Below are 24,100 nucleotides of genomic sequence, written 5' to 3' on the forward strand. Positions count from 1 at the left end.
AGGCGGCCTAGAGCAGCGGCAGGAGCACGAGGGCGAGATTGAGTGCGATGACCAGCGCGGCAAGCGTCCAGCCCACGGCCATAGACCAGGGTTTCGCGGCGAACTCACCCATGACGTCCCGGGAGCCGGCATAGCGGAAAAGCGGGATGATGGCGAAGGGGATGCCCAGGGAAAGAAGTGCCTGGCTGACCACCAGTGCCATAGTGGGGTCGACCCCGCAGCCGATGATGACCAGCGCCGGGATGAGCGTGACCAGGCGGCGGACTAGTAGGGGGACCTTGATGTGAAGCAGGCCGTCCATGATTTCGGAGCCGGCGTAGGCGCCCACTGACGTCGAGGCGAGGCCGCTGGCCAGCAGGCCGATGGCGAAGAGAACGCCGGCCAGCGGGCCGAGGTGGCTGGCAATCGCCGTGTGGGCCCCGGAGATGGTCTCTGTGCCGTCCACGCCGTAGAGGGCCGAGCCCGCCAGGACCAGCAGGCCCACGTTGACGAGCCCGGCGATGGACAGCGCCACGGCGATGTCCGCGCGGGTGCCGGCCAGCACGTGGGGGATTTCCAGGTCGGGGTAGCGCTGCTTGGTCAGGGAGGAGTGTAGGTAAATGGCGTGCGGCATGACGGTGGCGCCCAACATGGAGGCGGCCAGCAGGATGCTGTCCTTGCCCTCTAGGCGGGGGATGAGGCCGCCGGCCACGTCGGCGGGGTCGGGCGGGGCGATGGCGAGGCCGGCAAGGAAGCCGATGCAGATGACCAGGAGCAGGCCGATGACAAGCCCCTCGAACCACTGGTTCTTCTTCTGGAAGATGAGGAGAATGATGGAGACCGTGCCGATGATGAGCGCGCCCGCGAACAGGGGGAGGTTGAAGAGGAGTTGCAGGGCAATGGCGCCGCCGATGACTTCGGCGAGGTCGGTGGCCGCGGCGATGAGCTCGGCCTGGGCCCACATGCCTAGGCGCGCGCGGCGGGAGAGACGCTCGCCCATGATTTCCGGCAGGGAGCGGTGGGTGACTAGGCCCAGTTTGGCGGAGTGGTACTGGATGAACATGGCCATGAGGTTGGCCACGACGAGTACCCACACCAGGAGGTAGCCGTAGTGGGAGCCGGCGCTGATGTTGGCGGCTACGTTGCCGGGGTCGACGTAAGCCACTGCAGCAACGAAGGCGGGGCCGGTGAGGCTGATTAAGGTCTTACGCATAGGCATCTCCATACCAAAAGTTCAACTACTTGAAGTCTAGTTTTCATCGCCATATGTTCAAGCCAGGGGGGCAAAAAGTTTTGCACTTTCACACTTTGGTTTTGCACTTTGGCAATGTGCGTTTGGTGCAGTTGGTTGAGGAAGAGTGAACACCCTCAAGCGGATATCCGGCGCTGGCTATTGTGTCCAGGAAAGTGTTGCGCTGTTCCAGGTTGTGGTCAACGTATGGAGTTCATTGTTCAGAACGGGGTCAATGAGGAGTGCAGCAACCCGAAGGGCTTCATCTAGAATCAAGAATTCTTTTCGTATTTCGTTGCCAAATTTCTTTGCGGCTTTCGGGTACCGATCTGCCCACGTTGCATCAGGGATATTGAGATTTGTTGGGAGAGTAACGCCTCGGATTTGTTGCTGTGAGTTGAGAGCGTCGCGGAGTTCAGCAGCATTGAGCTGTGTTGTTGGCGGAAGCTCTGAAGCTAATAGCGCAATGTCGTAGAGATCGTGATAGCGTGTCGACGCTTTGCCCGGAGGTGTGTCGCCGTGTATCTCATACATTGCGCAGACTTTATCTGCGATCTGGTTTGCGATGGGGTACGACGTGACTTGGAAATGTTCTGGAAGATAAGGTGTCTGGACGTCGTAACTTGAAGCTACGGTGACTGATTCCACTTCACTAGTGACCTCAAGGTCACCACTGACGTCGATGGAAAACTCAATGAAGCGGTTGCTGCTACCTAAGCCGTAAGTGACTGTAACTTTGAGGCGTTTGCTGTCTATCGTGCCGATTCGTTCCGCCTTGCCATTGCTCTTTTCCACTTGAAATGTATAAGGGCCTACTCGGTGCTTGTTCATTGTCGCGATGAGGCTGTCAGCGGCTTTTAAGGCTGAGGTAGGGGCATATTGCCGAAATAGGTCGAGGTCTTTTGTCTGCCGGGCGCCTGGTATTCGGCAGTAAATGTTGGTGCCCCCTTTGAGCACCCAACCGTCGTTTAGGCGCATGAGTTCATGAAGGAACACCTCACGGAAAAACTGGTTATATACGTCGTTTGGCTTCTTTCCGGCGTGGCTTGCTTCCTTCTTCAGTGCTGAAACGATCTGACCGTGGCGCTCCCTTTGTTTTTGAGGTTGTGGCACAGGATTCTCCTTGAGGTTTTGCTGTGTGGGATGGGGGAAGAGGGGTGGACAGCCAGAGGGTCTTCAAACCTTCACTGTGCACGATCGTTTCGGCTAATTGTTTATGTGTTGCTTCGAGCGCATGGGCAGTAGCTGCTCTGCCAGCGAGCATGTTCTGGAGTGCCTCTTCTACATTGCTGCTGTGAAAGTCGGTTTGAAGTGGCATCTTTGCGACGAGCGCCTTTAACTCTTCAGCAAATGGCTCGAGCGCCTTGGCGACAGCTCTTTGGATTTGCTCTTCCATGATTGCCGCGGGAACAGGTGGAAAGCATTCTTTCCAAAGCATACGTAGCCCCTCCTGATCACCTTTTGGCAGGCCGAAAGCTGTTTCGTTTCCAGCAAAAGCGCTGAGTAGCTCAGGTTCTTGCAGTAATTGCTTTTCGCTCGCATCTGCGATGAGATCAAGGAGATGTTGGGGTTCATGTCCGTCTAGTGCGAGGTCCACGATGGTGCGAGCTGCAGTTGTGATGGGGAGGTTGTGTTCGGGGTGCAGGGTCCATTCGTGGTCGTCGAGTTTGTTTCGATGAAACTGGACTTCTGGTTGCCTACTTTGGCGTCGACGGTTGACGGTGAAGTGGATTCCATCGGGCCAGAGGTCACCGATGCCCCAGAGTTCAGCTGCGGTGGTGTGGGAGATGACGGATTCGGACGCCAATGTAGGGTCGTGGACCCGGTCAGCGGCCATCATCTCGGGTCGGAGTGCAAGCCATTGTGCTTTGACGTCTAACGCTGGACTCATCATGGTGCCGACGGTCGCATAAACCCCATGTCGAACTCGGATGAGTCCACCCCTTGTCTCTAGTCGGGAGAGAGTCAAGGGCGTTACTCCTTCTGCGCGTGCTTGTTTTGCCGTGCACAGTCCCCACTGTTGGGAAGCGATCTCCCCGATGATCTCCAACGATTCGGCGGCATCCATACTTCAAAAATTACCATATAGGATAGTTTTGCAGCACGGAGATTTCATAACTCCTGCGAAACTATCAGTCGGGTTGCCGCCTCCTCATCCCATGAGCTGCAGGATGTTCGCGGCTATTTCGTCCGCGCGGCGGACACCTTGATAAGTTCACCGCCGAGAAAGTTGCTGGCAGTGGCAGTGCCGCGGACAGTGGAAGCACGAGGGCTCTTATCGACGCCCCTTCGACCAACCACGCTTACCTTTAACACTCATGACCCAGTTTTTAGGTGAACTGTGATTATTTGTCCGCGCCGCGGAATCCAGCGACTACCTGTCCGCCCCGCGGACACCCGAATACGATCCCACTGTCCGCCCCGCGGACAGTTCGACTTGGAAGCCGAGGTTTTGCAGAGTGTCCGCGGCGCGGAACTCTGCCGTAACCCCGAAGCCACATTCACCGGTGGCAACCTGTCCGCCCCGCGGAAAGTCGGTGTGGTTGCCTGTCCGTGCGGCGGACACCTTGACGGGTTCACGCCGGGAAAGTTGCTGGTAGATGGCGTGCCGCGGACAGTGGAAGCAGCGGCGGGTTTTCTAATCAACGCCGGCTCCGTCCCATCACGTTTACCTTTCACAACGCGCCTCGGTTTCCGGGTGAGTGGTGGATGTCAGTCCGCCCCGCGGAATCTGTCGCAGCTTTTTATAGGTGGCCCTCCCACCACGGATACCTTCATCCGTCATCCACATCATGTTCACTGCTGCCGACTGTCCGCGCGGCGGACACCTCAACTGGTTGCCGTCAAGAAGCTCGCTGGTCACGATGGTGCCGCGGACAGTGGAAGCAGCGAATACTTTCTTATTTGCGCCCTCTCCGTCCCACCACGCTAACCACCAACAACATGACCCGGCTTCCGGGTGAGCGATGAAGATCTGTCCGCGCGGCGGAATCCAGTGATAACTTGTCCGCCCCGCGGACATTCGAAACGAGTGAACTGTCCGCCCCGCGGACCTTTGCGACACCCGAAGTTGCGTACACCGTTAGCAATTGCTGTCCGCCCCGCGGAAAGCCGGTGTGGTTGCCTGTCCGCGCGGCGGACACCTCGATGTGGTTTCCACCAGGAAAGTCGCTGGTAGTTCCGATGCCGCGGACAGTGGAACCTTGAGGATTGTCCGCCCGCGGAATGGGTCCGAGGGGTTTATAAAAGAGACCTATAACAACATTGTCCGAGATGCGACCGGGTGGAAGATAGTCCAAATGTAATTTTGCGTATAGCTCGAAACACACTCGAAACGAACTTTCAAGTCGTGAAAAGCGCAAAACAATCTACTCGAAACCGTTTCGAGTAGATTGCCAAGGGGTCGTCAACTAGTCCTTTTATCTGTCAGCTCTAAAGCTCTCCCGCGAACGCACGAGAGGAGAGGGAAGTGTAGAGCTCGTTCAAAAGCATCGCTTTCTTGGTGAGCGAACTCGCTAGATTGTCTATCTGTAGAAGTTGACTGTTCAGCTCGAAAGCTTCAATTTCATTCAGTTGTGGTATTTCGAATTCGCTCAACGTAGTACGGCGAACATTCATGACACCAGAAGCTCCGGAAGCGTTGGATTCGACGTGGCGTCGAAAGCGTTGCGTTTGTAAGGCGGTGTGAAGAACTGCATTTGGAATGTTTGGACAAGAAATTTTCCAAACTTTATCTGGCAGGTAGAGGTTCCTTTTTGTGGCCGGTGCGATGGCTACAGCGCCAAGGAGTGAGGGGCTACCGCTGGCGCGTGCAAACAACAAGTCACCCTCGTGAATTAAATGATCTGGATTTGGCGTATAACTCGCAGGAAGTGGCTTTATTTCTGAAGCGTCAAAAATGCCACTCGAAACAGCACTAACTTTTATAACGAAGCTATCTGGCGATGCATCGTTACCTTTTGCCGTCAAGCTTTTGCCCGTTATTACTTGAAGGCCAGAATCTCCCAGTGACTTAAGCGTTGAATTACTGTTAGTGCAAGCTTCGAAAAACGAAACTTGTAATGTACTAGCCAAGGACTTTTGCCTGTGTACATTTGTCACTTGATCTTCTACAGAGTTGAGAATCTTCGCGATGCGCTGCTGCTCTTCCAAGGGTGGTAGGGGGATTTTGACGCGTTCGAATTCATCAAATTTAACGCTTCGGCGGCGTTCGACGCTTCCTTGCCCAATGAGCGAATACTGTTTGAGGGCGTTTCGTGACTTGAGGAAGCAATAAAGAAACTCCCTGTTGAGCACCGTTTCATCTACTGTAAATGTCTTATACATCGGGCTGATAAGACATCTTTCCGGAGCAAAGCCAAGTGATCCTTCATCTAAGTGAATTGTCGAATAGGCCCAGTCGTTCGTATTGCAGATCTTGTAGCGAGTTAGATCTTTTGAGTGGACTGTCTTGTTGAAGAACTCTTTTGATGGCATGAAGCCATGGTGTTTTGTTACCGAGTAAACGGGTAAAGCTTCGTCCTCTTTGTTCGTAATCCGAGTTTCTTCGATGAACTGCCCCAGCTTCACCATCTCCCACCCCATCTAGATCAGCCCCTTGAGCGTGCTCATGGCGTCGGCGATTTCGGCGTCGAGGGCGTCGATGTCGGCAAGAATATCCTGCGGGTCGCGGGTTTCTTCGGTTTCGAAGACGATTTCTTTGTACCGGTTCATCGACAGGTCGTAGTCCGCCTCGCGGATCTCATCGACGGGGACGGTGAAAGACGCTTCGGTGCGAGCGCGATCCCGTTCGGCGGCTTGATTGTGGAAGCGGGCCACAACGTCGGGAAGATTGTTCAGGCGCAGCTGGGCGTCGTCAAGTGGAGTCTTGGGCCAGGGGCCGAGTAGTTCCTCGGCGAGCAGTGGGCTGCGCTTGTCGTCGAGGGAGCGGCCGTCAGCGGTGATGTCGTAGAACCAGATGTGCTCATTTTGGCCCGGTGAGTCGGTGCGGGTAAAACACACGATGGCGGTGGACACCCCGGTGTACGGCTTAAACGCGCCGGACGGCAGTTTGATGATGCCGTCGATTTTCTGGTTGTCCACAAGCTCTTTGCGCAGCGTCTTGTGCGCGCGCGTCGAGCCGAACAGCACACCCTCCGGCACAACGACGGCCGCCCGGCCGCCGAGTTTCAGCAAGGTTAAAAACCTTGCGATGAACAGTAGCTCTGTTTTCTTCGTCTTTATCGACGCCAACTCCGGATCCAAAATGTCCTGATTAATCGAGCCCGCAAACGGCGGGTTCGCCAGCAGCACATCGAATGCTTCAAGCCGCTCTGGCGCCAGTTCCTGCAGGGAGTCGAGGTAGGAAATGTTCGGGTCCGCGAAGCCGTGCATCACCATGTTCATCGCGGCGATGCGCACCATGGTGGAATCGAAATCGAATCCGGTCAGGCCGCAGGCGAGGTACTGCTCGCGCTGCAGTTTGGTGGCGTCCTTGAAGTCGTCGCGCAGGTACTCACTGGTGGCGGCGAGGAAACGTGCGGTGCCGCAGGCCGGGTCGATAAGCCGGTCGGTGACCTTCGGTTCGGTCAGCGCCACGATCAGTTCGATGATGTGGCTTGGTGTCCTGAACTGTCCGTTCGTGCCGGCGGTGGCCAGTTTGGACAACATGTACTCGTACAAGTCGCCCGTCATGTCCTTATTCGAGAACTCCAGCTTCGCGATCATCGTCGCCACCGCCGTCAGCGTCGCCGCGTTCGGGATCAGGAACGCCGCGTCCTTCATGTGGGTGACAAACCCACTGTCACGCGCGGCGCCGAGCTGCTTGATGTAGTCGAACCCCTCACGGAAGGCGGCGAAGCGTGCCTCGGGTGAGTCGACGGCCAACAACTTGGAAAAGCGCAGGTGGTCGTGGGTGTCGTCGTAAAATATTTGGGTGTCATCGGGCTCGCCGCCCAGCGTGTTGGCGAGGAATTCCGCGTCCGCTTGGCGTTCGTCGAGTTGGCGCATGAACAGCAGGTAGGTGAATTGTTCGATGACGGTGATTGGGTTGGAGATGCCGCCGGACCAAAAAGCGTCCCAAATGCGGTCTACCTGGGACTTTAGTGCGCCTGTAATCATGGCGTCATTCTAACAACCGCGCGGGACAGAAGATAGAACGGCTCGTGCACGGAGCTATCTTTTAAAAACCGCGATTTCTATAAGATAGGTGCGTATCGAGTGGCATCTAAGTTCTGCTTTTCCAGATTTTCAGAAGATTGAGGGGCAACGTGGCATACCGACCATTGAAAACCGTGTTTCACCAGCACGACGCGAAAACCGTCGACCATGAACACAGGTCTCGCCTTCAGCTACCTTCAACGCTTCGTTTCTCCTACCCGGTAGGGGAGCACGACCTGTTTGTCGTGGTCACCAGGGAACTCGCGACGAAGATGGAGCAAGTGTGGCGCAATGAACTTGCCCTCGCAGAATTGTGGATTAATCTGCCAGGAGCAGCGCGCCACCACTACGTCTATTCGCTGTTGATTGATGAGATCCAAGCATCCAACCAAATTGAAAACATTCACTCAACCAGGCATGAGATCAGCGAAGCACTCGAAGCGGCACGTCGAAACCGCGGGCCGGGGATAGCGAGGAAGCGGTTTCAGGAGATGGCGAGCGCGTACATGGCGCTCTTCCAATCGGACGAACCTGTGAAGCTTCCTAACACATTGCGTAGTGTGCGCGAGCTGTATGACTCGTTGCTAGGGGACGAGATCGGCGAAGACGACACGCTGGACGGTGAACTCTTCAGAAAGTCGCCCGTCAGCATTTATGACTATGGCAGTGCAGAACCCGTCCACCGCGGCGCCACTGACGAGGCCGAGATCAACCAGCGCGTAGGGACCATGCTGCTGATTCACGACCTATACGACGGCCCCGAGCTTGTCCTAGCGTTTATTGAGCATTTCATGCTCGAACACACGCACCCTTTCTACGACGGTAATGGACGCTTCGGCAGATTCTTGCTGGCACTGCGCTTAGGTAACCTGCTTTCGACGCCAACCGCACTGTCGCTCTCAAGCGGAATTATGAAGGAGAAGAGCGCATATTACGCTGCGTTTATCAACGCTGAGCACCCGATGAATAGAGGAGAGGGGACCTTCTTTGTTGAATCAATGGTGCAAACGCTGTTGCATGCTCAGGAAGAACGTCTGGTCTTCCTTACTCAAAAATCCGACGAGCTTCGCCGACTCGCCGAGGTCTACAAAGCATGGAAGAACGACAACCCGGAAGACCTGACTCACTACGAACAGCAAACGCTGTTCCTGCTCGGGCAAGTGCACCTGCTCGGCCCAAGGAGTGGTGCAAGTTGGGACGAAATTGCGAACTACCAGGAGCGGTCGAAGCAAACCGTACGGCCAGCGCTGGACTCCCTCGAAGGACGTGGGTTCATCGAGCGGCTCAGCGCGAAGCCGCTAGTAGTCCGGCTCGCCGAGGCGGGACAAACGCTGCTCGGGTTGGATTCATAGCGCAGGGGCGGAGCCGTCGTCGAAAAGTTGGACCCCTAGCGGGGCGCGATTTGGTCATACCTCATCCGAGGAGCAATATATTCGTGCTACCAATCGGACAACGTGAAGAACTGATTATGACTCAACAATTTCATCCGCGCGCATGGTTCCCCGTCGCAGGCAGCATGGTTGCTGTCGCGTGGGGCGGCAACGAATTCACCCCGCTGCTCGTGATGTACCGCGAAACCTCGCACTTTTCGCAGGTCACCGTCAATGGGCTGCTCGCCGCTTACGTCCTGGGCATCATCCCGGCGCTGCTGATCAGCGGTCCGCTGTCCGACCACATTGGACGACGCCCCACCATGCTCCCAGCCGCACCACTTTCGCTCGTGGGGTCCTTCCTGCTGTCCATCGCCCCGAACGAGCCACTGGTGATCGCGACGGGCCGCATCCTGTGCGGGCTCGCCCTGGGCATCGTGATGGCGGTGGGGTCCACGTGGGTCTCGGAGCTGATTATTAAAGCGGGCGGGGACCCGGCGTCGGGGCCGCGCAAGGCGTCGATGTGCCTGACCGTCGGCTTCCTGATCGGCGCTGCGCTCGCCTCCGTGCTGGCGCAGTGGGGCCCGTGGCCCACGCACACCGCGTACGTGCTGCACATCCTGCTCACACTCGGCACCGCCTACTGGCTGCTCGACACCCCGGAGACCCGCCCGCCGCGCCGGGGCACCGTGAAGGAAACCTTCCTTGAACTGCGAGTTCGCGACATGCTCGAGATGCTGCACATCCCATCCGCCGCGCACCGTCGCTTCGTGCGCATCGTCGTGCCGGTCGCGCCGTGGGTATTCGGGTGCGCCGGCGCCGCGTACGCCCTGCTGCCGCAGCTGCTGTCCAGCTCAGCGCACGATATGCCCATCGCGTTCTCCGGCTTCATGACGGTCGTGACCCTCGGCTGCGGCGTCGGCGTCCAGATGCTTGGCCGTGTCATCGATACGAGTAGGTCCGCCCGCGCGTCCGCCGTCGCGATGGCCGTCATCACCGTCGGCTGCATCCTCGCCGCCGAGGCGTCCCGGTCCCTCTCGCTGCCAATCGGCGTTGCAGCCGCCGCCATCATGGGCGCCGGCTACGGCCTGGCCCTGGTAGCCGGACTTTCAGAGGTCCAACGCATCGCCAACGCCGACGAACTCGCCGGCCTGACCGCCGTCTACTACTCGGTGTCCTACACCGGCTTCTTCATCCCGATGGTCTTCAGCGCCGCCGCGCCCGTCGTCGGCTTCACCACCCTGTTCGTCATCGGCACCATCCTCGCCCTGTGCTGCCTGATAAACGTGGTTCTCGGCTGGCGCGCCCACCTGCCCGGCCCGACCTGGTAGGCGGCTGCCCCGGCTCTCTGCCGCCTCCGGCCCTCAAATCTGCTCGTAGCGTGCGCTTCGAAGCGTGCGATGCAGGTCGCGCATTTCGACCCACCCCGGGCGATTTCCGGCGACCAGCGTCGCACTCCTTGAACACCTCGACCGGAACGGATTTCAGCAAGCAGCGCGCTATCTCCACAGCGCCATTCATGATCAACCAGGCCTGTAATCAGCCCCGGCGTACCTCAAACCTGCTCGTAGCGTGCGCTTCAAAGCGTGCGATGCAGGTCGCACATTTCCACCCACCCCGGCTGATTTCCGGCGACCAGCGTCGCACTCCTTTAACACCTCGACCGGAACGGATTTCAGCAAGCAGCACGGCCCCAGCCCCCAACCCCCAGCCCCAGCACACCCGTCTATCCTGAAATATCCATAAAGATGTGTCCAGATGCGAAAAATCAGATACGGGGACATCTGGGCACATCTAGCCGGATATTTCACACATTTTCGATTATTGTGAACCCATGGACCAAACACTGAACCCGTATTCGCCAGGTGCGGGACTGCGACCACCTGCGCTGACAGGGCGCGAAGCGGAGCTCGAGCTTGTCGAGGCGATCATCACAAGGACCCGCAGCGGATTGCACAATCGCGGCGTTATCCTGAGTGGTTTGCGTGGGGTGGGCAAAACGGTGTTGCTGAATGAACTCGCGTCGCGTGCCGAGAATGCAGATTGGTTGACGGTGCAGCTTGAGGCAAGCGCTGATCGTGCTGGTGCGCAGCGGGTCCGGAAGCGGTTGGCCCGTGAACTGGCGTTGAGTGCGCGGAAGGTGTCGTTGCGTAAGCGGTGGCAGCATTTCAAGGACGCACTTCCAGCGATTTCTTCGTTTGCTTGGCATGTCGGTGGTATTGACGTCGCGCTGGAGGTACCTGCTCAGGCGGGTATTTCTGACTCTGGTGATATCGGGATGGATCTCGAGGAACTTGTGCTGAGTGTCGCAGAGTCCGCGCAGAAGGACGGGAAGGCGATTGCGTTTTTTATTGACGAGATGCAGGACCTTGATGCGGAATTGATGTCGGCGGTGATTACCGTGCAGCACCAGGCGGGCCAGCGTGGTTTGCCGTTTTATGTGTTCGGGGCGGGCCTACCTACGTTGCCTCAGAAGCTGGCGGAATCTCAGTCGTACGCGGAGCGTCTGTTCGAGTACCGCAAGATTGGTCCATTGTCAGATAGCGCGGCGGCGGCCGCACTTGAGGATCCGGCTACCAGGCAAGGGGTGCTGTTTACATCAGCAGCGTTGCGGAATCTTGTGGACGCCGCTCTGAATTACCCCTATTTCCTGCAGGAGTATGGGAAGGCGATCTGGAACGTCGCTCCTGCTTCGCCGTTTACCGAAAGTGATGCGCAACTTGCCGTGGCGGAAGGCAATGCGGCCCTTGACGCCGGGTTCTTCCCGAGCCGTTGGGAGCGTGCGACGCCTGGTGAGAAGCGCTATTTGCAGGCGATGGCTGCGCATTCTGCGAAGCAGGTTCCCACGAAGGACATTGCGGATTCGCTTGACGTTTCGGTGAATTCGTTGAGTAGTAACCGGAAGCACCTGATTGAGAAGGGTCTCATTTTTGCCCCTGACCACGGTGTTGTGCAGTTCACGGTCCCTGGAATGGCGGACTATATCAAGCGCCTATCCTGAAATATCCACAAAGATGTGCCCAGATGCGAAAAATCAGATACGGGCACATCTCACCGGATATTTCGCGATACGCCCAGGCCGCCCCGTACCGTAGCCGTATGCAATTCGTTCGCTCACTCTTCCGCGGCGCGCCCGCAACCGCGCTGATCACCGTCGTCTGCCTGGGCGTTTTCGTGATTACGGCGCTCCAGTCGCATTCGATCAGCAACGTGGTGTGGGGCTCCAGCCTCGCCGAGAACATGGTGCTCTTCGGCCCATTTATCGACGCCCCCTCCGCCACCTTCCGCACCCTCCTCGCGGGTTTTCTGCATGTGGATATCTCCCACGTGGCCGTGAACATGATCACGTTGGCGTTGTTGGGCCCGCAGCTGGAGCGCCGCCTGGGGACTGGGCCGTATTCGTTGCTGTACGCGGCGGGTGTGTTGGGGTCGTCGGCATCCGTGTTGGAGTGGAACTACGACGTGCCCACGGCCGGCGCGTCCGGCGCCCTCTACATGCTGATGGGCGTGTTGCTCGCGTTGTCGATGCGCCAGAAGGTCAACGTCCGGGCGCCGTTGGCCCTGGTCGGCGCGAATCTTGCTTACTCGGTGCTGTCCCCGGGTATCAGTCTGTGGGGGCACCTTGGCGGTTTGGTGGTGGGCTTGTTGGCGGGCTGGCCTGTGACGTCGGTGAAGAAGCGCGTCAGGTGGCTCGCGTCCGCTCTTGCGGCCGTAGCAGCTGTGGCTGCTGTGGCGTTTGTGATTGGTGTTGCCTAGTTTTTCACATGTTATCCCCAAGTTTGTACACCGGTGGAGAACTCCACAGACTTGTCCACATTGTGGATAAACACAACCGTGTAATTTCTAGAACATCGCTAGAACATGTCAGCGATTCACAAGAAAAAACGCCTGGCGAATGGGCATCATTGCAGCTCATTACGCCAGGCGCTCGATGTGCGAATAGGTTGTGCACAGAGTTATCCACAGGTGTGGATAACAGTCCTCTCCACAGAACCATCCACAACCTGTGGATAACTTGGCACTACGAATTACACAAAATGCTCCCTAGAAGGTGCCCTTCAGCCAGCGGCCGAAGTCGGACACGGTCACGTCGCGGGAGTCGACGTTCTGGTCGTTCCACTGGGAGACGTCACCGGCCAGGCGGCTGGTCTGGGTGACCGTCATGTAGTTGTGCAGGCGGCCTTCCTTGGTCTTGCCGTCGCCGAAGCTGAACGCGCCGAGCAGCATGTCGTCACCAGCGTTGACCGGGTTGGACAGCGTCACCTCGAAGATGCGCGCGCCCTTCTTGGCGTTGTAGCCGAGGTCACGGATGTGCGAGCCGTTCGCGCCAGTCGTGGTGATCAGGCGGTCCACACCCTTCGGGCCGGACTCGGTACGCACCTCAACGCGGAACGTCAGCGCCGGGAATTCCGCCCAGTAGCGCTCGGTGCCCACGTTCTTCACACGCAGCGCCACGGACCCAGCAAAACCGGAAGCTTTCCAGGAGCTCGTCGTGAAGTATGGCACCAGGTCGAGCGCAGGTGCCTCCGCATTATCGACGACCTCTTCGACCTCAGTGTTCTCCTCCGAGGTCGCCTCATCCGACTCCTCATCGGTGATGACCGCTGCGGTCTCGCCGTCGATTTCGACGTTGGTCACATTGGCTTCGTCGTTGTCGTCGATGGTGGTGACGTCGTCAAGATTCTCACCCTCGGTGATCTTCTGAACATCCTCGTTGTACGCCGGGTTCGGGTTCTCCACCGTGTCAGTGACCTGCGCGCCGCGGTTCGGTGCCCACGAACCTGCAGGTGTGGAGTAGTTCTTCACACGAACCTCGTTCTTGATCGGCATGTTCGCGACCCACGCCGTCGGCGTCGCCCACGTGCCGTTCGGGCGGCAGCGCTGCTGCGTGCCCGTCATGGTGACGGTGCGGAAGCCGTACGTCGCTTCGCCCGTGTTGCCCGCCGGAACCTCGTACGGCCCGATCTTCTGGCCGACGTTCCAGCTCAAGCTTCCGGACACCGACCAGCCCAGCATCTTCGCCAGCGAGTAGCCGATGTTGCCCTGCAGCCCATCCTTCGAGCCCGACCCACCAATGTTGATCGTCTCAGTCTTCGACCCGTTGACCGACGCCGAAATCGTCTGCGTGCGCGCCAGGTCCTGCGTCAGCGGGATGGTGTTCTTGGTCAGGTTGGTCGTCGAAATCGTGCCGACCGGCAGGAAGTTGTCCTTCACCTTGTACACGATGGTGCGGTAGTCCTCAGTGGAGTTGCACACTGGGCGCGGGTTGAGCACGTTCGCCTTCAAGTGGTCCGATCCCCTGTAGGTGTGGATGATCGGCAGCGCATCATTGGTCGCTGGGGTTTCGGGGTACGACTCCTCAAGCGTCTGAGCCGTGGCTGGGGTCAGCGTGCCGGCAGCTAATGCCAAGGCCGCTACAACGCCCGTCATGGAACGAATAAACCGCATGACTATACCTTTCATAAGGTGACAATAGTAAAATAGCAGGTCAGGGCCTTTCTGGCCCTGTTTTAATATGTACACCTTCTCGGTCAGGATTGTTCAACAATCCACCCCCGTGCCACCCCGCTACCGAACACCTGTGGGGAACCTGGCGGCTTTCCTGTGCGTCTAAACCTCATGTTGGAAAACACTGAACTTTTCGCATCCATCGTGGACACGCGCACTCTCCGTCACCGTCTGCACAGCCCCGAGTACCGACGCCTCAACCGGACGCAATGCATCCCGTCGCGCACCTGGGGACAACTCAATGCCTGGCAGCGGCACCTCGTGCGCGCTTATGCCACCGCCCGCGCCATGACCAAAGGCTGCCTCGTAGGCAGGACCGCCGCCCGCATCCACGGCATGTGGGTCATCAGCCTCACCGAAGAGATCCAAGAAGTAACGACGCCCAGCCGCCGCGGCCCCGCGAAACACCTCGTGGAGCCCGATGTCCGCTACCGCACTTCCGCGTTGAGCGCCGCCGAGGTCACCACCGCATACGGCATCCGCCTTTCCACACGTATTCGCACAGCGATCGATATCGCCCGCTACCACGGGTTTCAGGAGGGCCTCATCGCCATGGACTGGCTGCTGTCCATCGCGCACGTGGAGCGCAGCGACATCCTGCTACACATCGAGCGCATGGGCCGCGTCCGCAACTGCGGCGTGGCCCGCGACGCCGCCCGCGCCGCAGCCTACAACGCCGATTCCCCCATGGAGTCCCTCGCCCGCGCCGAGTTCCTCCTCCGCGGCGTCACCGGCTGGAAGTTCCAGGCACAGGTGCAGCGCTACCGCGTCGACTTCCTTTTCGACGACTCCGTCATCCTCGAACTCGACGGCGACGCCAAACACGCCTCCGACCCCCGCCGCAGCCTCCTGCAAGAGCGCAAACGCGAACGCGAGCTAACCAACCAGGGATACACCGTCCTGCGGTACGGCTTCACGGATGTGCTTCACCGCATGGACGAGATCCTCGCCCGAATCGAGCTGGAACGGGCCAGCGCAAAGGGCCGCGCGGCCCGTTAAAACGCACGTCAAAACCGCACGTCAAAACGCAAATGGTAGTAACAGGATTGTAGTAATCCCCGTTTTGGCCCCCTTGGGGCTGCGGATGTTTTGTTGGAGTGCATCACGAGGGACTTTGTCTCGTAGTTATGCACTCAGTGCCTGTCTATGCTCAGCGATGGTCGTATAACCATCACCAAGTGTCGACTTCAACCTTGTATGGATATAGAAGTCAATGTAGGACTCAATATACTCGCGCATCTGCGCAACTGTCATCTGCGACGTATGCGCCCTGCCTTTGAGTAGTTCTTGTTTCATCGTGCCGAAGAACCCTTCTGTGCGCGCGTTATCACCACTGGTGCCCTTCCTGGATAGTGACGGGATGTAGCGCCACCTGGCCCGACACCACTTGCCTTCCTGACACTTCGGACAGTCCAGGCGGTTATGCGTGTGATCGGTAATCAACTTCACCCACTTAGTGCTGCGGTAGAGTCCACCCCGGTCAGAATGGATAATTGGCTGCACCCCGTCAGGTTTTACCGCATCAATACGCGCGATCATGTCTGCGACCAGATCATGATTCGGTGATGTCGACATGGTCACCGCAATGGGCATTCCGTCATAGAAGTCAATAGCGGCAGACAGATAGAGTTTGCCGTCTGGGCAGTGGATTTCTGTGACATCGGTACCGATTTTTTCCCACGGTGTATCAGCATGAAAATCATGGATTAATCCCTTGGCATCAGCGTGGGTGCGAAAGTGCTCAGATAGCTCGATGACTTCAGGCGTTGGCTGCTGTGCGGTGTCGTGACATGCACACGCAGTGGTGCGGGGTTTGACCAACAGGAGGTTTGCTGGACTGTGGGCGGTCTCACCGGTGTAGGACGAGTACTTCGTTGACTGCTTCGCCGGTGGCCTGCATGCAAGTTCACCCATTAACTCACGCACGATCTTTTCCGATACCCGATGTCCTCGAGCTTTCAGCCAGGCATGGATACGCCGATACCCATAGCTTTGATTCGACTCGGCAACTGCTTGCAGGATCATCGGTTTGTACTGCTCACGACGCGCACTACGCCGGGCCAGCACACGCTGATGCTTGCCCTGGTGGTGATAAAACGTTGACTCGGCAATACCAACAAGCTGACACGCTTTCTTGATAGAGACACCGCGGGCGTCCGTGATGGCAACAACGACGGCGGCCTTCGCCGCTGTCGTGAGTACACCGTCACGGACGGTGACTTTTCCCTGCGTCTCACCACCCATGAGTACTTCAATAATCGCGTCTTTGACTGCTTGGCGGTCACGTTCATCAGCCAGCATCTTTTTCAACACTTCCGGATCATCCGGCAAAGCATCCAAGTCAGGTATTGGGCCAGGCCCGGGCAACCACTCATCAACCGGGCGTGGCGGTGTCGCAGTGTTGCGGTTGATGGTGGTTCGTTGGTGTTTGCGGGCTCGTTTGGTTTTGCGGTTATAACTCACGCGTTTCATTGTGGCTTGATATGCCGCATCGAACGTCATCGACGCTGCGTCGTTGCGTTCTTCTTCGTCAGGCCATAATTCACGCGTCCACCTGCCTACCGAGTGAAATGACACCTGGAACTCCGCCGCGATCCGGCGCAGTGACTTCGTGGAGGTCAGTCTGCGCGCGACGGCTTTGGCGATCGCCTCCGCGGTTGGGGGACCATCAGATCGGATGTAGCCGTTGCGTCTGTCAGTAATCCAGTTTTTCACCGAGCCTGCTGCGGGGCGTCGGCCGGTAACGTGTGCTACCCAGTCGCAGACCTCGGGGGTGGTCATGCCTTCGAAGTACTTGTCGACCGCGGACTCGCGGACGGTGTCGGGGAACTTTGCGGGCATCGGAATACCTTCCAGCCCTCAACACTCCAACGAAATGTCCGCGCTCCCAAAATCCGGATTACTACAATCCTGTTACTACCATCTACGAAAATCCGCCGAAAAATCCGCCGGGATGCGACTAGCGCCACCCCATGGTCATGAGCAGGCCGAGGATCATGCCTGCGAAGCCGATGCCGTAGTTCCACGGGCCGAGCTCCGCAAGGAACGTCAGCTGGTCGCCGGCGATGTAGTAGAAGATAATCCAGCCGAGGCCGAGCAGCATCAGGCCATACATGATGGTCTTGTACCAGATCGGGGTGCCGCCGGTGTTGATCTTGACCGGGGTGCGGGACACGCCAGTTGGGGTTGATACGGGGCGGTGGTCCTTGGTGATTTTTGCCTTTGGCATTATGTCAGTCCTTTACAAGCAAGTGCGGTGGCTTTTCCAGCTATCAGGGTTTTTACCTTATCAGGCGTTCGGCGGTGAACTGCCAGAGGTTGTAGCCGATGGCGGCGTCGCGTCGGACGGTGTCGCCCGCGTTGACTTCTTGGTGTCCGATGAGGCCGTTGTCCACGAGGGCGCCGGTCGGGACGGTTGGACCTTCGACGAGGCGTCCGCTCCAGCCGGCGTCGCGTAGCGCTTTGTCGGCGTCGGCGGGTTTCATGCGGGTGATGTTCGGCATGGTCATGAGCATGCCGTTGGAGACGCGCACTTCGACGGTGGTGCCCTTGGCTACCTCGGTGTTTTCGCCGGCGACTGCGATGACTTCGCCGTCTGGGCGTTCGGAGTCGACCTTGTTCACGGTGACTTGGAGCCCCATGGAGCCGAGGGTGGCGGACGCTTGGTTGACGTTGACGCCGGACAGCGACGGTACCTGGACCATTTCGGGGCCGTCGGACACCGTGACGGTCACCTTGGATCCCTTGGAGATCTGGGTGCCGGCTGCGGGGTGCTGGCTGATGATCTCGCCCTTCGGCACGTCTTCGCTGGCTTCTCGACGCAGCTCCGCATTCAGTTCCAGGTCGGCATCTTCGAGGACCTTTGCGGCTTCTTGGGCGTCCATGTTGGTGACGTCGGGGACGTCGGTAAGCTCGCGTCCCGAGGAGACGGTGACGGTGACGAGTGTACCGCGCTGGAGTTCGGACCCGGCGATCGGGTTGGTGTCGATGACGTTGCCGCGCTTGATGTCGGGGCTGGGCTCGTCGGAGACGGCGACCTGGAAGCCGAGGTTTTCGAGTTCGGCGACGGCTTCTGCGCGTGGTTTGTCGGCGAGGTCCGGGATGATGACCATCTGGGAGGACTTGTGGGTCTCTCCGCTGTTGGGGGAGAAGTAGGAGTAGGCGAGCCAGCCGGAGGCGCCGATGATGGCGGCGCCGAGGCCGATTGCAAGCCACTTCATCCAGGTTGGGGTTGTGGTTTCGTGTTCGCGGCGGTGGGCGGCGCAGCGCCCGGCCGCCTCAGCACCAGCCCCAGCGCCGCCCGCTCCGGCGCCCGCTTTCTCCCGCAGCTGCCCGACGGGTCGGCTGCTGTCTCTTTTTCACCACCTCATTTGTCTAAGAGGCAGGGGCCCGCCCCCGCCACCACTCATCCTCCCGGCGTGGCCGGCGTCCCTGCCTGTGGGTGGTCGTGGGTTGTGTGGGGTTGCGGGGCCCGGTCGTGTTCGCGGCGCGGCGCGTTGCCCTGGACGGTTTCGGAGACCATGGTGGCGTCATCGACGGGTTCGGGTTCGGGGGCGGCGAGGTGGCTGCGGGCGGCGTTGGTCACGGCGCCGCGCTTGAGGAGTGCCAGGTCTTCGCCCATTTCGGTGGCGGTTTGGTAGCGGTCCGCCGGGTGCTTGGCCATCGCGGTGAGGATGACGCTGTCCAGGTTGACGGCCTCGTTGGGGGTCAGTTCGCGGTCAGCGGGGACGCGTTCGCTCGGCGGGATGGGGTCTTCTTGGACGTGCTGGTAGGCCACGGCGAAGGGCGATTCGCCTTCGAATGGCGGCTTGCCGGTGATGGCTTCGTACATGACGCAGCCGAGGGCATAGATGTCGGAGCGGGCGTCGGCAGCTTTGCCGCGGGCCTGCTCGGGGGAGAGGTATTGCGCGGTGCCGATGACGGCGGAGGTTTGCGTCATGGCCGAGGTGGAGTCATCCAGCGCGCGGGCGATGCCGAAGTCCATCACTTTCACCTCGCCGGTGTTGGTGATCATGATGTTGGCTGGTTTGATGTCGCGGTGGATGATGCCGGCGTCGTGGCTGGCTTGGAGCGCGTGGGTGACGGGCAGCAGGAACGCGGCCGCTTTTTGGGGGCTTAAGGGCCCTTCGGCGCGTACGAGGTCCCGCAGGTTTTGCCCGGTGACGCGTTCCATGACGATGAAGGGGACGTCGACACCTGAGACTTCTTCGGTGCCGGTGTCGTAGACGGCGACGATATTGGTGTGGTTGAGCCGCGCCGAGTTTTGGGCTTCTTTGCGGAAGCGTTCGCGGAAATTTTCGTCGCGCGCCATGTCGATTTTGAGCATTTTGACGGCGACGTCGCGGCCAAGCACGGTATCGGTGGCTGCGTAGACGTCGCTCATGCCCCCGGTGCCGATGACGGCGCCGAGTTCGTATCGGTTAGCGATCGTTGTCATTTACGCATTTCCTCCGAGGATGTTTGGCAGATTTTGCAAGTCTAGTCCACCGTTGCCGATTTCCCCACCGCCCGGTTCGGGGCTGGGTGCCTGCGTCGTGGGCGCCTCATTATGTATCGACGTCCCCTCCGTCGGCCGCTGCTCCGGCACCGAAGAGCGGGTGTGGGTTGGCTGCGTTGGCGTTTCGTCCTCGATGGTGAGCGTGGCCGGGGCGCTGCTGTGCCTACTGGGCTTGGTGTGCCTGCTGTGTTCAGTGGGCGTGTCGGGGGCGTGCGTGGTCGGCTCCTCGACGGGTTCCTCGTAGGTCGGTTCGGTTTCCACGGTGGTGGTTTGGGTGACCACGCTTTGGCGTGGGGCGGTGCTGCTCGGGGTGCTGCCGGCGAGGGTGCCGTTGTTGAATGCCCAGGCCACGCCACCGATGACGGCGAGGGTGATCACGCCGAGCACGATGCCGACCCAGTAGCCGGCTGTCCCGCGCCGTTTCCCAGGAGCAGCAACGTCAGCGGGCGCCGGGCGCACAGGCATCGCCGCGCGCGCCGGGGCCTGCCGTCGACGAACTGTCCACCTCTGCCGATCACTCGCTGACACCCATCCCCATGCCCCACCTTTCTTTGACCCCGTTAGTATAGGTGCGCTTGTCGCTTATACGCGTCTAGATGGGTATAAGAGTCGGGCGGCGGGCCGGGCCGTGGTCGGCCGGGACATGTCGGCGAGCATCTGGGTGGACGCGGTCGGGGAGGGTTCGATGGCGATGACGGCCGTGTCGCCGCCGGGCTGCGTCGGGCGCATCCCCTGGCGGACTTGTTCGACGGCCAGCTGCATCTCGTTGCCGTCCCGGAAGCGCTGGGTTGGCGTTTTGCGCAGGGCGATCTCGATGAGTTCACGCGCCGGGGCGCTCACGCTAATCGGCAGCGCGGGTGGTTCGGCGGAGACGTGCGCCAGCGCCACCGAGACCGAGGAGTCCCCGGTGAACGGGCGTTTCCCGGCGAGCATCTCGTAGCCGACCACGCCGAGCGAGTACACGTCGGACGCCGCCGTGACCTTCTTACCCTGCGCCTGCTCGGGGGAGACGTACTGGGCGGTGCCCACGACCATCCCGGTGCGCGTCAGCGGCACGGCCGCCGCGGCCTTCGCGATGCCGAAGTCCGTAATCTTGATCTGCCCGTTCTGGGTGATCATGAGGTTGCCGGGCTTGATGTCGCGGTGCACCAGCCCCATGCGGTGGATGACGGCCAGGCCGTGCGCGGCCTGTTCCAGCACGTCAAGGGCCATGTCTTCCTTGAGTTGGCCTTCGCGCGCGATGAGGTCGGCGAGGGATTCGCCGCGGATGTATTCCATGGCGATGAAGCACATGGGGAACCCGCCGTCGGTCTTGACCTCGCGGTAGTCGTAGGTGGCGACCACGTTGGGGGAGTTGATCCCCTCCGCCGAGTTGGCCTCGTTGCGGAAGCGGGTGAGGAACTCCTGGTTGGCGGTAAATTCGGGCCGCAGTACTTTGAGGGCTACTTCGCGTTCGTGGTGGACGTCGTCGGCAAGCCAGACGGTGGACATGCCGCCGTGCCCGATGATCCATTGCAGCTGGTAGTCGGGCCCGATGAGCTTCTGGAGTTCGTCTTTGTTTTCGTAGTTCATCGCGCGTTGGTTCCTTCCTCATCAGCTGGCGCTGCGGGTGCCGCGTAGAGCACCGCGCGCCCGAGTGGTGCGGAGACTTGCCCGCCGGTCGCCCCGGTGCCCAGGCCGCCACCATTCTTGACGACGACCCCCACCGCCACATCTTTCACCGGGTCGAAGGCGACGTACCAGGTATGCGGTGCGGCGCCTTCGGCGTGCTCGGCGGTGCCGGTTTTGGAGGCGAAGCCGTTGCCGTCGTAGCCCCAGGTGGCGCGTTCGGAGCCGAACATGAGGTCCTTGATGGTGTTGGCTTCCTCGGGGGTGATGGAGTCGGAAAGCAGGCGGGGCTTCGCCGTCTCGATTTCGCGCAGGTCCGGGCTGAGGACGCGGTTGACCACGTACGGCGCCATGCGGCGGCCCTCGTTGGCGACGGTGCCCGCCATGACGGCGGCCTGCAGCGCGGTCATGGTTACGTCGCGCTGCCCGATCGCGGACTGGCCAAGCTCGGCGTCGCCGGGCAGGTCGCCGAGTGAGCCGGTCGCGTTGGGCATGCCGAGGTCGTACTGCTCGCCGATGCCGAATCCGCGGGCGGCTTCACGCAGCGCGTCGGCGCCGACGGCCATGCCCATCTGCACGAACGCCGTGTTGCAGGACAGCGCGAACGCGGTGCGCAGCGGCACCTGGCCGCCGCCGGCGCAGGCCTGGCCCGCGTAGTTGGTCAGGGGCACGGTCGTGCCCGGCAGGGTGATGGACGGCGCGCCCGTCAGCGGGGAATCCGGCGTGTAGCCGTTGCGCAGCCCGGCGACGGTGGTGACGATCTTGAAGATCGACCCCGGCGGCAGCTGGTCCTGCGTCGCGTGGTTGAGCAGCGGCTTGCCGGGGTTGTTGTTCACCTCGGCCCAGGCGCCCTCGGCGGTGTCAGGGTTGGAGATCGCGTTCGGGTCGTACGAGGGCGTCGACGCCATCGCCAGCACCTGGCCGGTCGACGGGCGTAGCGCCACGATCGCGCCCTCGTAGTTGCGGTTTGAAAGCTGCTCGTAGGCCAGGGCCTGCAGGTGCGGGTCGATGCTCAACTCAACCGAGTTGCCCACCACGTCCTGCTCCAGGCCGGTGCGCAGGAAGCGGGAGGACTTGCCGGAGCCCGCCCCGGTCAGTTGCCCGTTGTAGCCGGCCTCGATCTGGGAGGTGCCGTACTGGTCTGACACGTAGCCGAGCACCGGCGCAAAGGACCACGGCATGTTCGGGTACGTGCGCTGGTAGGAGCCGTCCTCGAGCGGGTGGGACTCCGCCAGCACCTGCCCGCCGGCGCTGATCTGGCCGCGGTTGATCTGGCGCAGCTCCACCACGGTGCGCGAGTTCAGTGGGCTCTGCGCGTACTTCTCCTCGCGGAAGCCCTGCACCACGGTGAAGTTCACCAGCAGCGCCACAATCAGCAGCAGGGCAATGCCCGCGCCTAAGCGAATAGACTTGTTCATCGTGCGCTCACCGCCTCCGGTGCCTGGGCACCCATCGCCGAAGCATCAAACTCCGCTGGCTTGTTCGCCGCGTTCGAGATCCGCAGCAGCAGCGCCAGCAGCACGTAGTTCGCCATGATCGACGAGCCACCAGCGGACATAAACGGCGTGGTCAGGCCCGTCATGGGCAGCATCGCGGAGATCCCTCCGGCGACCACGAAGATTTGGATAGCGATGGTCGTCGCTAAGCCTGCGGCCAACAACTTGCCGAACGTGTCACTGACCTGCAGCGCCGCCGAGTAGCCGCGGGTAATGAAGATGGCGAACAGGCACAGCACGCTGGCCACGCCCACGAGCCCGAGCTCCTCACCAATCGCCGCCAGGATGTAGTCCGAGTGCGCCACCGGCACCATCTCTGGGTGGCCATAGCCCAACCCGGTGCCCGTCAGCCCACCCCAGGACAGGCCGAACAGCGCCTGCGACGGCTGGTAGCCCGTGGTGTCAAAGTTGGCCAGCGGGTCCATGAAGTTGGCGACGCGGTCCTGGATCTTCTCACTGACCTGGTACACCGTGTACCCGCCAACAGCCACCAGGCCTGCACCGATGACCAGCCATGACGTACGCCCCGTGGCGAAGTACACCATGCCCAGCACCGTGGCGAAGAGGAGGAGGGCCGGGCCGAAGTCGTTCGACACCGCCATGATCGCAATCGCGATCGCCCACACCGCCAAAATCGGCGCCAGGTCGCGCAGGCGCGGGAAGCTCATCCCCAGCAGCGTCTTGCCCGCCACCGTAAACAGGGCGCGCTTCTGCGCCAACAGCTGGGCGAAGAACACCAGCAGCAGGATCTTCGAAAACTCACCCGGCTGAATCGAGAACGGTCCCAGCCAGATCCAGATCCGCGCATCCGCGAACCCAGGCGGCTGCGGCCACACCAGCGGCAACGCCAATAGCACCAGGCCAAGCAGGCCCAGCAGGTAGGAGTAGCGGGCCAGCGCCTTATGGTCGCGCACAATCACAAGTGTGCACACCATCAGCACCACACCAGCCAGCGACCACATCACCTGCCGCTCCGCGAGCGGCGGGTAGCCAGCGCGTTCCGCCAGGTCCAGGCGGTAAATCACCACCAGGCCGATCGCGTTGAGCAGCGAGACCAGCGGCAGCAGCAACTGGTCCGCGTGCGGCGCCGCCAGCGAAATCGCCACGTGGGCAATCGCATAGACGCCCACGAACCCGCCGACCAGGTAGAACATCTCCGTCGACATCGTGCGGCCCTGGCTCAGCTCCAGGCCAAACAGCATCAGCAGCAGCAACCCCGCCGAGCACAGCAGCAGGAACAGCTCCTTCGCACGCCGAAACACACGAGACATCG

The 24,100-nt window shown here is 60.4% G+C and carries 17 protein-coding genes and 3 pseudogenes; 5 read left to right on the forward strand and 15 right to left on the reverse strand.

Annotation, left to right across the window (positions count from 1 at the left end):
* Window positions 1–7: 7 nt before the first annotated feature.
* The 7 genes and pseudogenes from BQ4436_RS03030 to BQ4436_RS03050 all read right to left on the reverse strand — a co-directional run bounded on the left by BQ4436_RS03030 (window position 8) and on the right by BQ4436_RS03050 (window position 7,309).
* Window positions 8–1,192 (reverse strand): Nramp family divalent metal transporter, encoded by a 1,185-nt coding sequence (locus BQ4436_RS03030; protein ID WP_070363637.1) that lies wholly within the window; start codon window positions 1,190–1,192, stop codon window positions 8–10.
* 177 nt (window positions 1,193–1,369) lie between these two features.
* Window positions 1,370–2,323 carry a nucleotidyl transferase AbiEii/AbiGii toxin family protein gene (locus tag BQ4436_RS03035; protein ID WP_246814950.1) on the reverse strand — a complete coding sequence of 318 codons (954 nt, stop codon included), beginning with the start codon at window positions 2,321–2,323 and terminating at the stop codon, window positions 1,370–1,372.
* The gene (locus tag BQ4436_RS03040) at window positions 2,223–3,104 is read right to left on the reverse strand and encodes a type IV toxin-antitoxin system AbiEi family antitoxin domain-containing protein (RefSeq protein ID WP_255366098.1); all 882 of its coding nucleotides are present in this window, start codon (window positions 3,102–3,104) and stop codon (window positions 2,223–2,225) included. The genes BQ4436_RS03035 and BQ4436_RS03040 overlap by 101 nt, the downstream gene beginning before the upstream one ends.
* 24 nt (window positions 3,105–3,128) lie before the next feature.
* Window positions 3,129–3,278: pseudogene (locus tag BQ4436_RS12610) on the reverse strand (type IV toxin-antitoxin system AbiEi family antitoxin domain-containing protein); the annotation flags it as partial.
* Window positions 3,279–3,878: 600 nt separating this feature from the next.
* The gene (locus BQ4436_RS11895) at window positions 3,879–4,232 is read right to left on the reverse strand and encodes a hypothetical protein (RefSeq protein WP_143000783.1); all 354 of its coding nucleotides are present in this window, start codon (window positions 4,230–4,232) and stop codon (window positions 3,879–3,881) included.
* A gap of 410 nt (window positions 4,233–4,642) precedes the next feature.
* On the reverse strand, window positions 4,643–5,794 hold the full coding sequence (locus tag BQ4436_RS03045) for a restriction endonuclease subunit S (RefSeq protein WP_070975476.1): 1,152 nt from the start codon (window positions 5,792–5,794) through the stop codon (window positions 4,643–4,645).
* The gene (locus tag BQ4436_RS03050) at window positions 5,795–7,309 is read right to left on the reverse strand and encodes a class I SAM-dependent DNA methyltransferase (RefSeq protein ID WP_070975477.1); all 1,515 of its coding nucleotides are present in this window, start codon (window positions 7,307–7,309) and stop codon (window positions 5,795–5,797) included.
* A gap of 173 nt (window positions 7,310–7,482) precedes the next feature.
* Between BQ4436_RS03050 and BQ4436_RS03055 the strand changes: the two genes are divergently transcribed.
* From BQ4436_RS03055 to BQ4436_RS03070, 4 genes are all read left to right on the forward strand, one after another.
* Window positions 7,483–8,700 carry a Fic family protein gene (locus BQ4436_RS03055; protein WP_255366099.1) on the forward strand — a complete coding sequence of 406 codons (1,218 nt, stop codon included), beginning with the start codon at window positions 7,483–7,485 and terminating at the stop codon, window positions 8,698–8,700.
* A 116-nt stretch (window positions 8,701–8,816) separates the two neighbouring features.
* Window positions 8,817–10,049 (forward strand): MFS transporter, encoded by a 1,233-nt coding sequence (locus tag BQ4436_RS03060; RefSeq protein ID WP_070363350.1) that lies wholly within the window; start codon window positions 8,817–8,819, stop codon window positions 10,047–10,049.
* Window positions 10,050–10,552: 503 nt separating this feature from the next.
* Window positions 10,553–11,719 (forward strand): ATP-binding protein, encoded by a 1,167-nt coding sequence (locus BQ4436_RS03065; protein ID WP_070975479.1) that lies wholly within the window; start codon window positions 10,553–10,555, stop codon window positions 11,717–11,719.
* A gap of 23 nt (window positions 11,720–11,742) precedes the next feature.
* Window positions 11,743–12,474 carry a rhomboid family intramembrane serine protease gene (locus BQ4436_RS03070; RefSeq protein WP_255366100.1) on the forward strand — a complete coding sequence of 244 codons (732 nt, stop codon included), beginning with the start codon at window positions 11,743–11,745 and terminating at the stop codon, window positions 12,472–12,474.
* Between the two features lie 288 nt (window positions 12,475–12,762).
* Here the strand turns inward: BQ4436_RS03070 and BQ4436_RS03075 are convergent, their stop codons facing one another.
* Complete coding sequence (locus BQ4436_RS03075; protein ID WP_070363348.1) at window positions 12,763–14,166, reverse strand: hypothetical protein; 1,404 nt, start codon at window positions 14,164–14,166, stop codon at window positions 12,763–12,765.
* Window positions 14,167–14,337: 171 nt separating this feature from the next.
* Between BQ4436_RS03075 and BQ4436_RS03080 the strand changes: the two genes are divergently transcribed.
* On the forward strand, window positions 14,338–15,225 hold the full coding sequence (locus tag BQ4436_RS03080; RefSeq protein WP_070975481.1) for an endonuclease domain-containing protein: 888 nt from the start codon (window positions 14,338–14,340) through the stop codon (window positions 15,223–15,225).
* A 126-nt stretch (window positions 15,226–15,351) separates the two neighbouring features.
* Here the strand turns inward: BQ4436_RS03080 and BQ4436_RS03085 are convergent, their stop codons facing one another.
* From BQ4436_RS03085 to BQ4436_RS03120, 7 genes and pseudogenes are all read right to left on the reverse strand, one after another.
* Entirely contained in the window at window positions 15,352–17,067 is a 1,716-nt protein-coding gene (locus tag BQ4436_RS03085; protein WP_070975207.1) for an IS3 family transposase, read from the reverse strand.
* Window positions 17,068–17,185: 118 nt separating this feature from the next.
* The gene (crgA, locus tag BQ4436_RS03090) at window positions 17,186–17,455 is read right to left on the reverse strand and encodes a cell division protein CrgA (protein WP_070975482.1); all 270 of its coding nucleotides are present in this window, start codon (window positions 17,453–17,455) and stop codon (window positions 17,186–17,188) included.
* 52 nt (window positions 17,456–17,507) lie between these two features.
* Window positions 17,508–19,663, reverse strand: a pseudogene (pknB, locus tag BQ4436_RS12615) (Stk1 family PASTA domain-containing Ser/Thr kinase).
* The gene (locus BQ4436_RS12445) at window positions 19,664–20,251 is read right to left on the reverse strand and encodes a hypothetical protein (RefSeq protein WP_255366101.1); all 588 of its coding nucleotides are present in this window, start codon (window positions 20,249–20,251) and stop codon (window positions 19,664–19,666) included.
* Between the two features lie 84 nt (window positions 20,252–20,335).
* Window positions 20,336–21,295 (reverse strand): annotated as a pseudogene (locus BQ4436_RS12450) (serine/threonine-protein kinase); the annotation flags it as partial.
* Complete coding sequence (locus tag BQ4436_RS03115; RefSeq protein WP_070975485.1) at window positions 21,292–22,749, reverse strand: penicillin-binding transpeptidase domain-containing protein; 1,458 nt, start codon at window positions 22,747–22,749, stop codon at window positions 21,292–21,294. The pseudogene BQ4436_RS12450 and the gene BQ4436_RS03115, both read right to left, overlap by 4 nt.
* Entirely contained in the window at window positions 22,746–24,098 is a 1,353-nt protein-coding gene (locus tag BQ4436_RS03120; protein WP_070975486.1) for an FtsW/RodA/SpoVE family cell cycle protein, read from the reverse strand. Before BQ4436_RS03120 ends, BQ4436_RS03115 begins: the two co-directional genes overlap by 4 nt.
* Window positions 24,099–24,100 lie beyond the last annotated feature (2 nt).

It is taken from the genome of Corynebacterium sp. MC3 (assembly GCF_900099485.1).
Classification (GTDB): domain Bacteria; phylum Actinomycetota; class Actinomycetes; order Mycobacteriales; family Mycobacteriaceae; genus Corynebacterium; species Corynebacterium pseudogenitalium.

Excerpts from the sequence above, each read along its gene's own strand:
- BQ4436_RS03030 (WP_070363637.1), bottom strand. The coding sequence starts at position 1,192 with ATGCGTAAGACCTTAATCAGCCTCACCGGCCCCGCCTTCGTTGCTGCA.
- BQ4436_RS03040 (WP_255366098.1), bottom strand. The coding sequence starts at position 3,104 with ATGATGAGTCCAGCGTTAGACGTCAAAGCACAATGGCTTGCACTCCGA.
- BQ4436_RS11895 (WP_143000783.1), bottom strand. The coding sequence starts at position 4,232 with ATGTCCGCGGGGCGGACAAGTTATCACTGGATTCCGCCGCGCGGACAG.
- BQ4436_RS03045 (WP_070975476.1), bottom strand. The coding sequence starts at position 5,794 with ATGGGGTGGGAGATGGTGAAGCTGGGGCAGTTCATCGAAGAAACTCGG.
- BQ4436_RS03050 (WP_070975477.1), bottom strand. The coding sequence starts at position 7,309 with ATGATTACAGGCGCACTAAAGTCCCAGGTAGACCGCATTTGGGACGCT.
- BQ4436_RS03060 (WP_070363350.1), top strand. The coding sequence starts at position 8,817 with ATGACTCAACAATTTCATCCGCGCGCATGGTTCCCCGTCGCAGGCAGC.
- BQ4436_RS03065 (WP_070975479.1), top strand. The coding sequence starts at position 10,553 with ATGGACCAAACACTGAACCCGTATTCGCCAGGTGCGGGACTGCGACCA.
- BQ4436_RS03070 (WP_255366100.1), top strand. The coding sequence starts at position 11,743 with ATGCGAAAAATCAGATACGGGCACATCTCACCGGATATTTCGCGATAC.
- BQ4436_RS03075 (WP_070363348.1), bottom strand. The coding sequence starts at position 14,166 with ATGCGGTTTATTCGTTCCATGACGGGCGTTGTAGCGGCCTTGGCATTA.
- BQ4436_RS03080 (WP_070975481.1), top strand. The coding sequence starts at position 14,338 with ATGTTGGAAAACACTGAACTTTTCGCATCCATCGTGGACACGCGCACT.
- BQ4436_RS03085 (WP_070975207.1), bottom strand. The coding sequence starts at position 17,067 with ATGCCCGCAAAGTTCCCCGACACCGTCCGCGAGTCCGCGGTCGACAAG.
- crgA (WP_070975482.1), bottom strand. The coding sequence starts at position 17,455 with ATGCCAAAGGCAAAAATCACCAAGGACCACCGCCCCGTATCAACCCCA.
- BQ4436_RS03115 (WP_070975485.1), bottom strand. The coding sequence starts at position 22,749 with ATGAACAAGTCTATTCGCTTAGGCGCGGGCATTGCCCTGCTGCTGATT.
- BQ4436_RS03120 (WP_070975486.1), bottom strand. The coding sequence starts at position 24,098 with ATGTCTCGTGTGTTTCGGCGTGCGAAGGAGCTGTTCCTGCTGCTGTGC.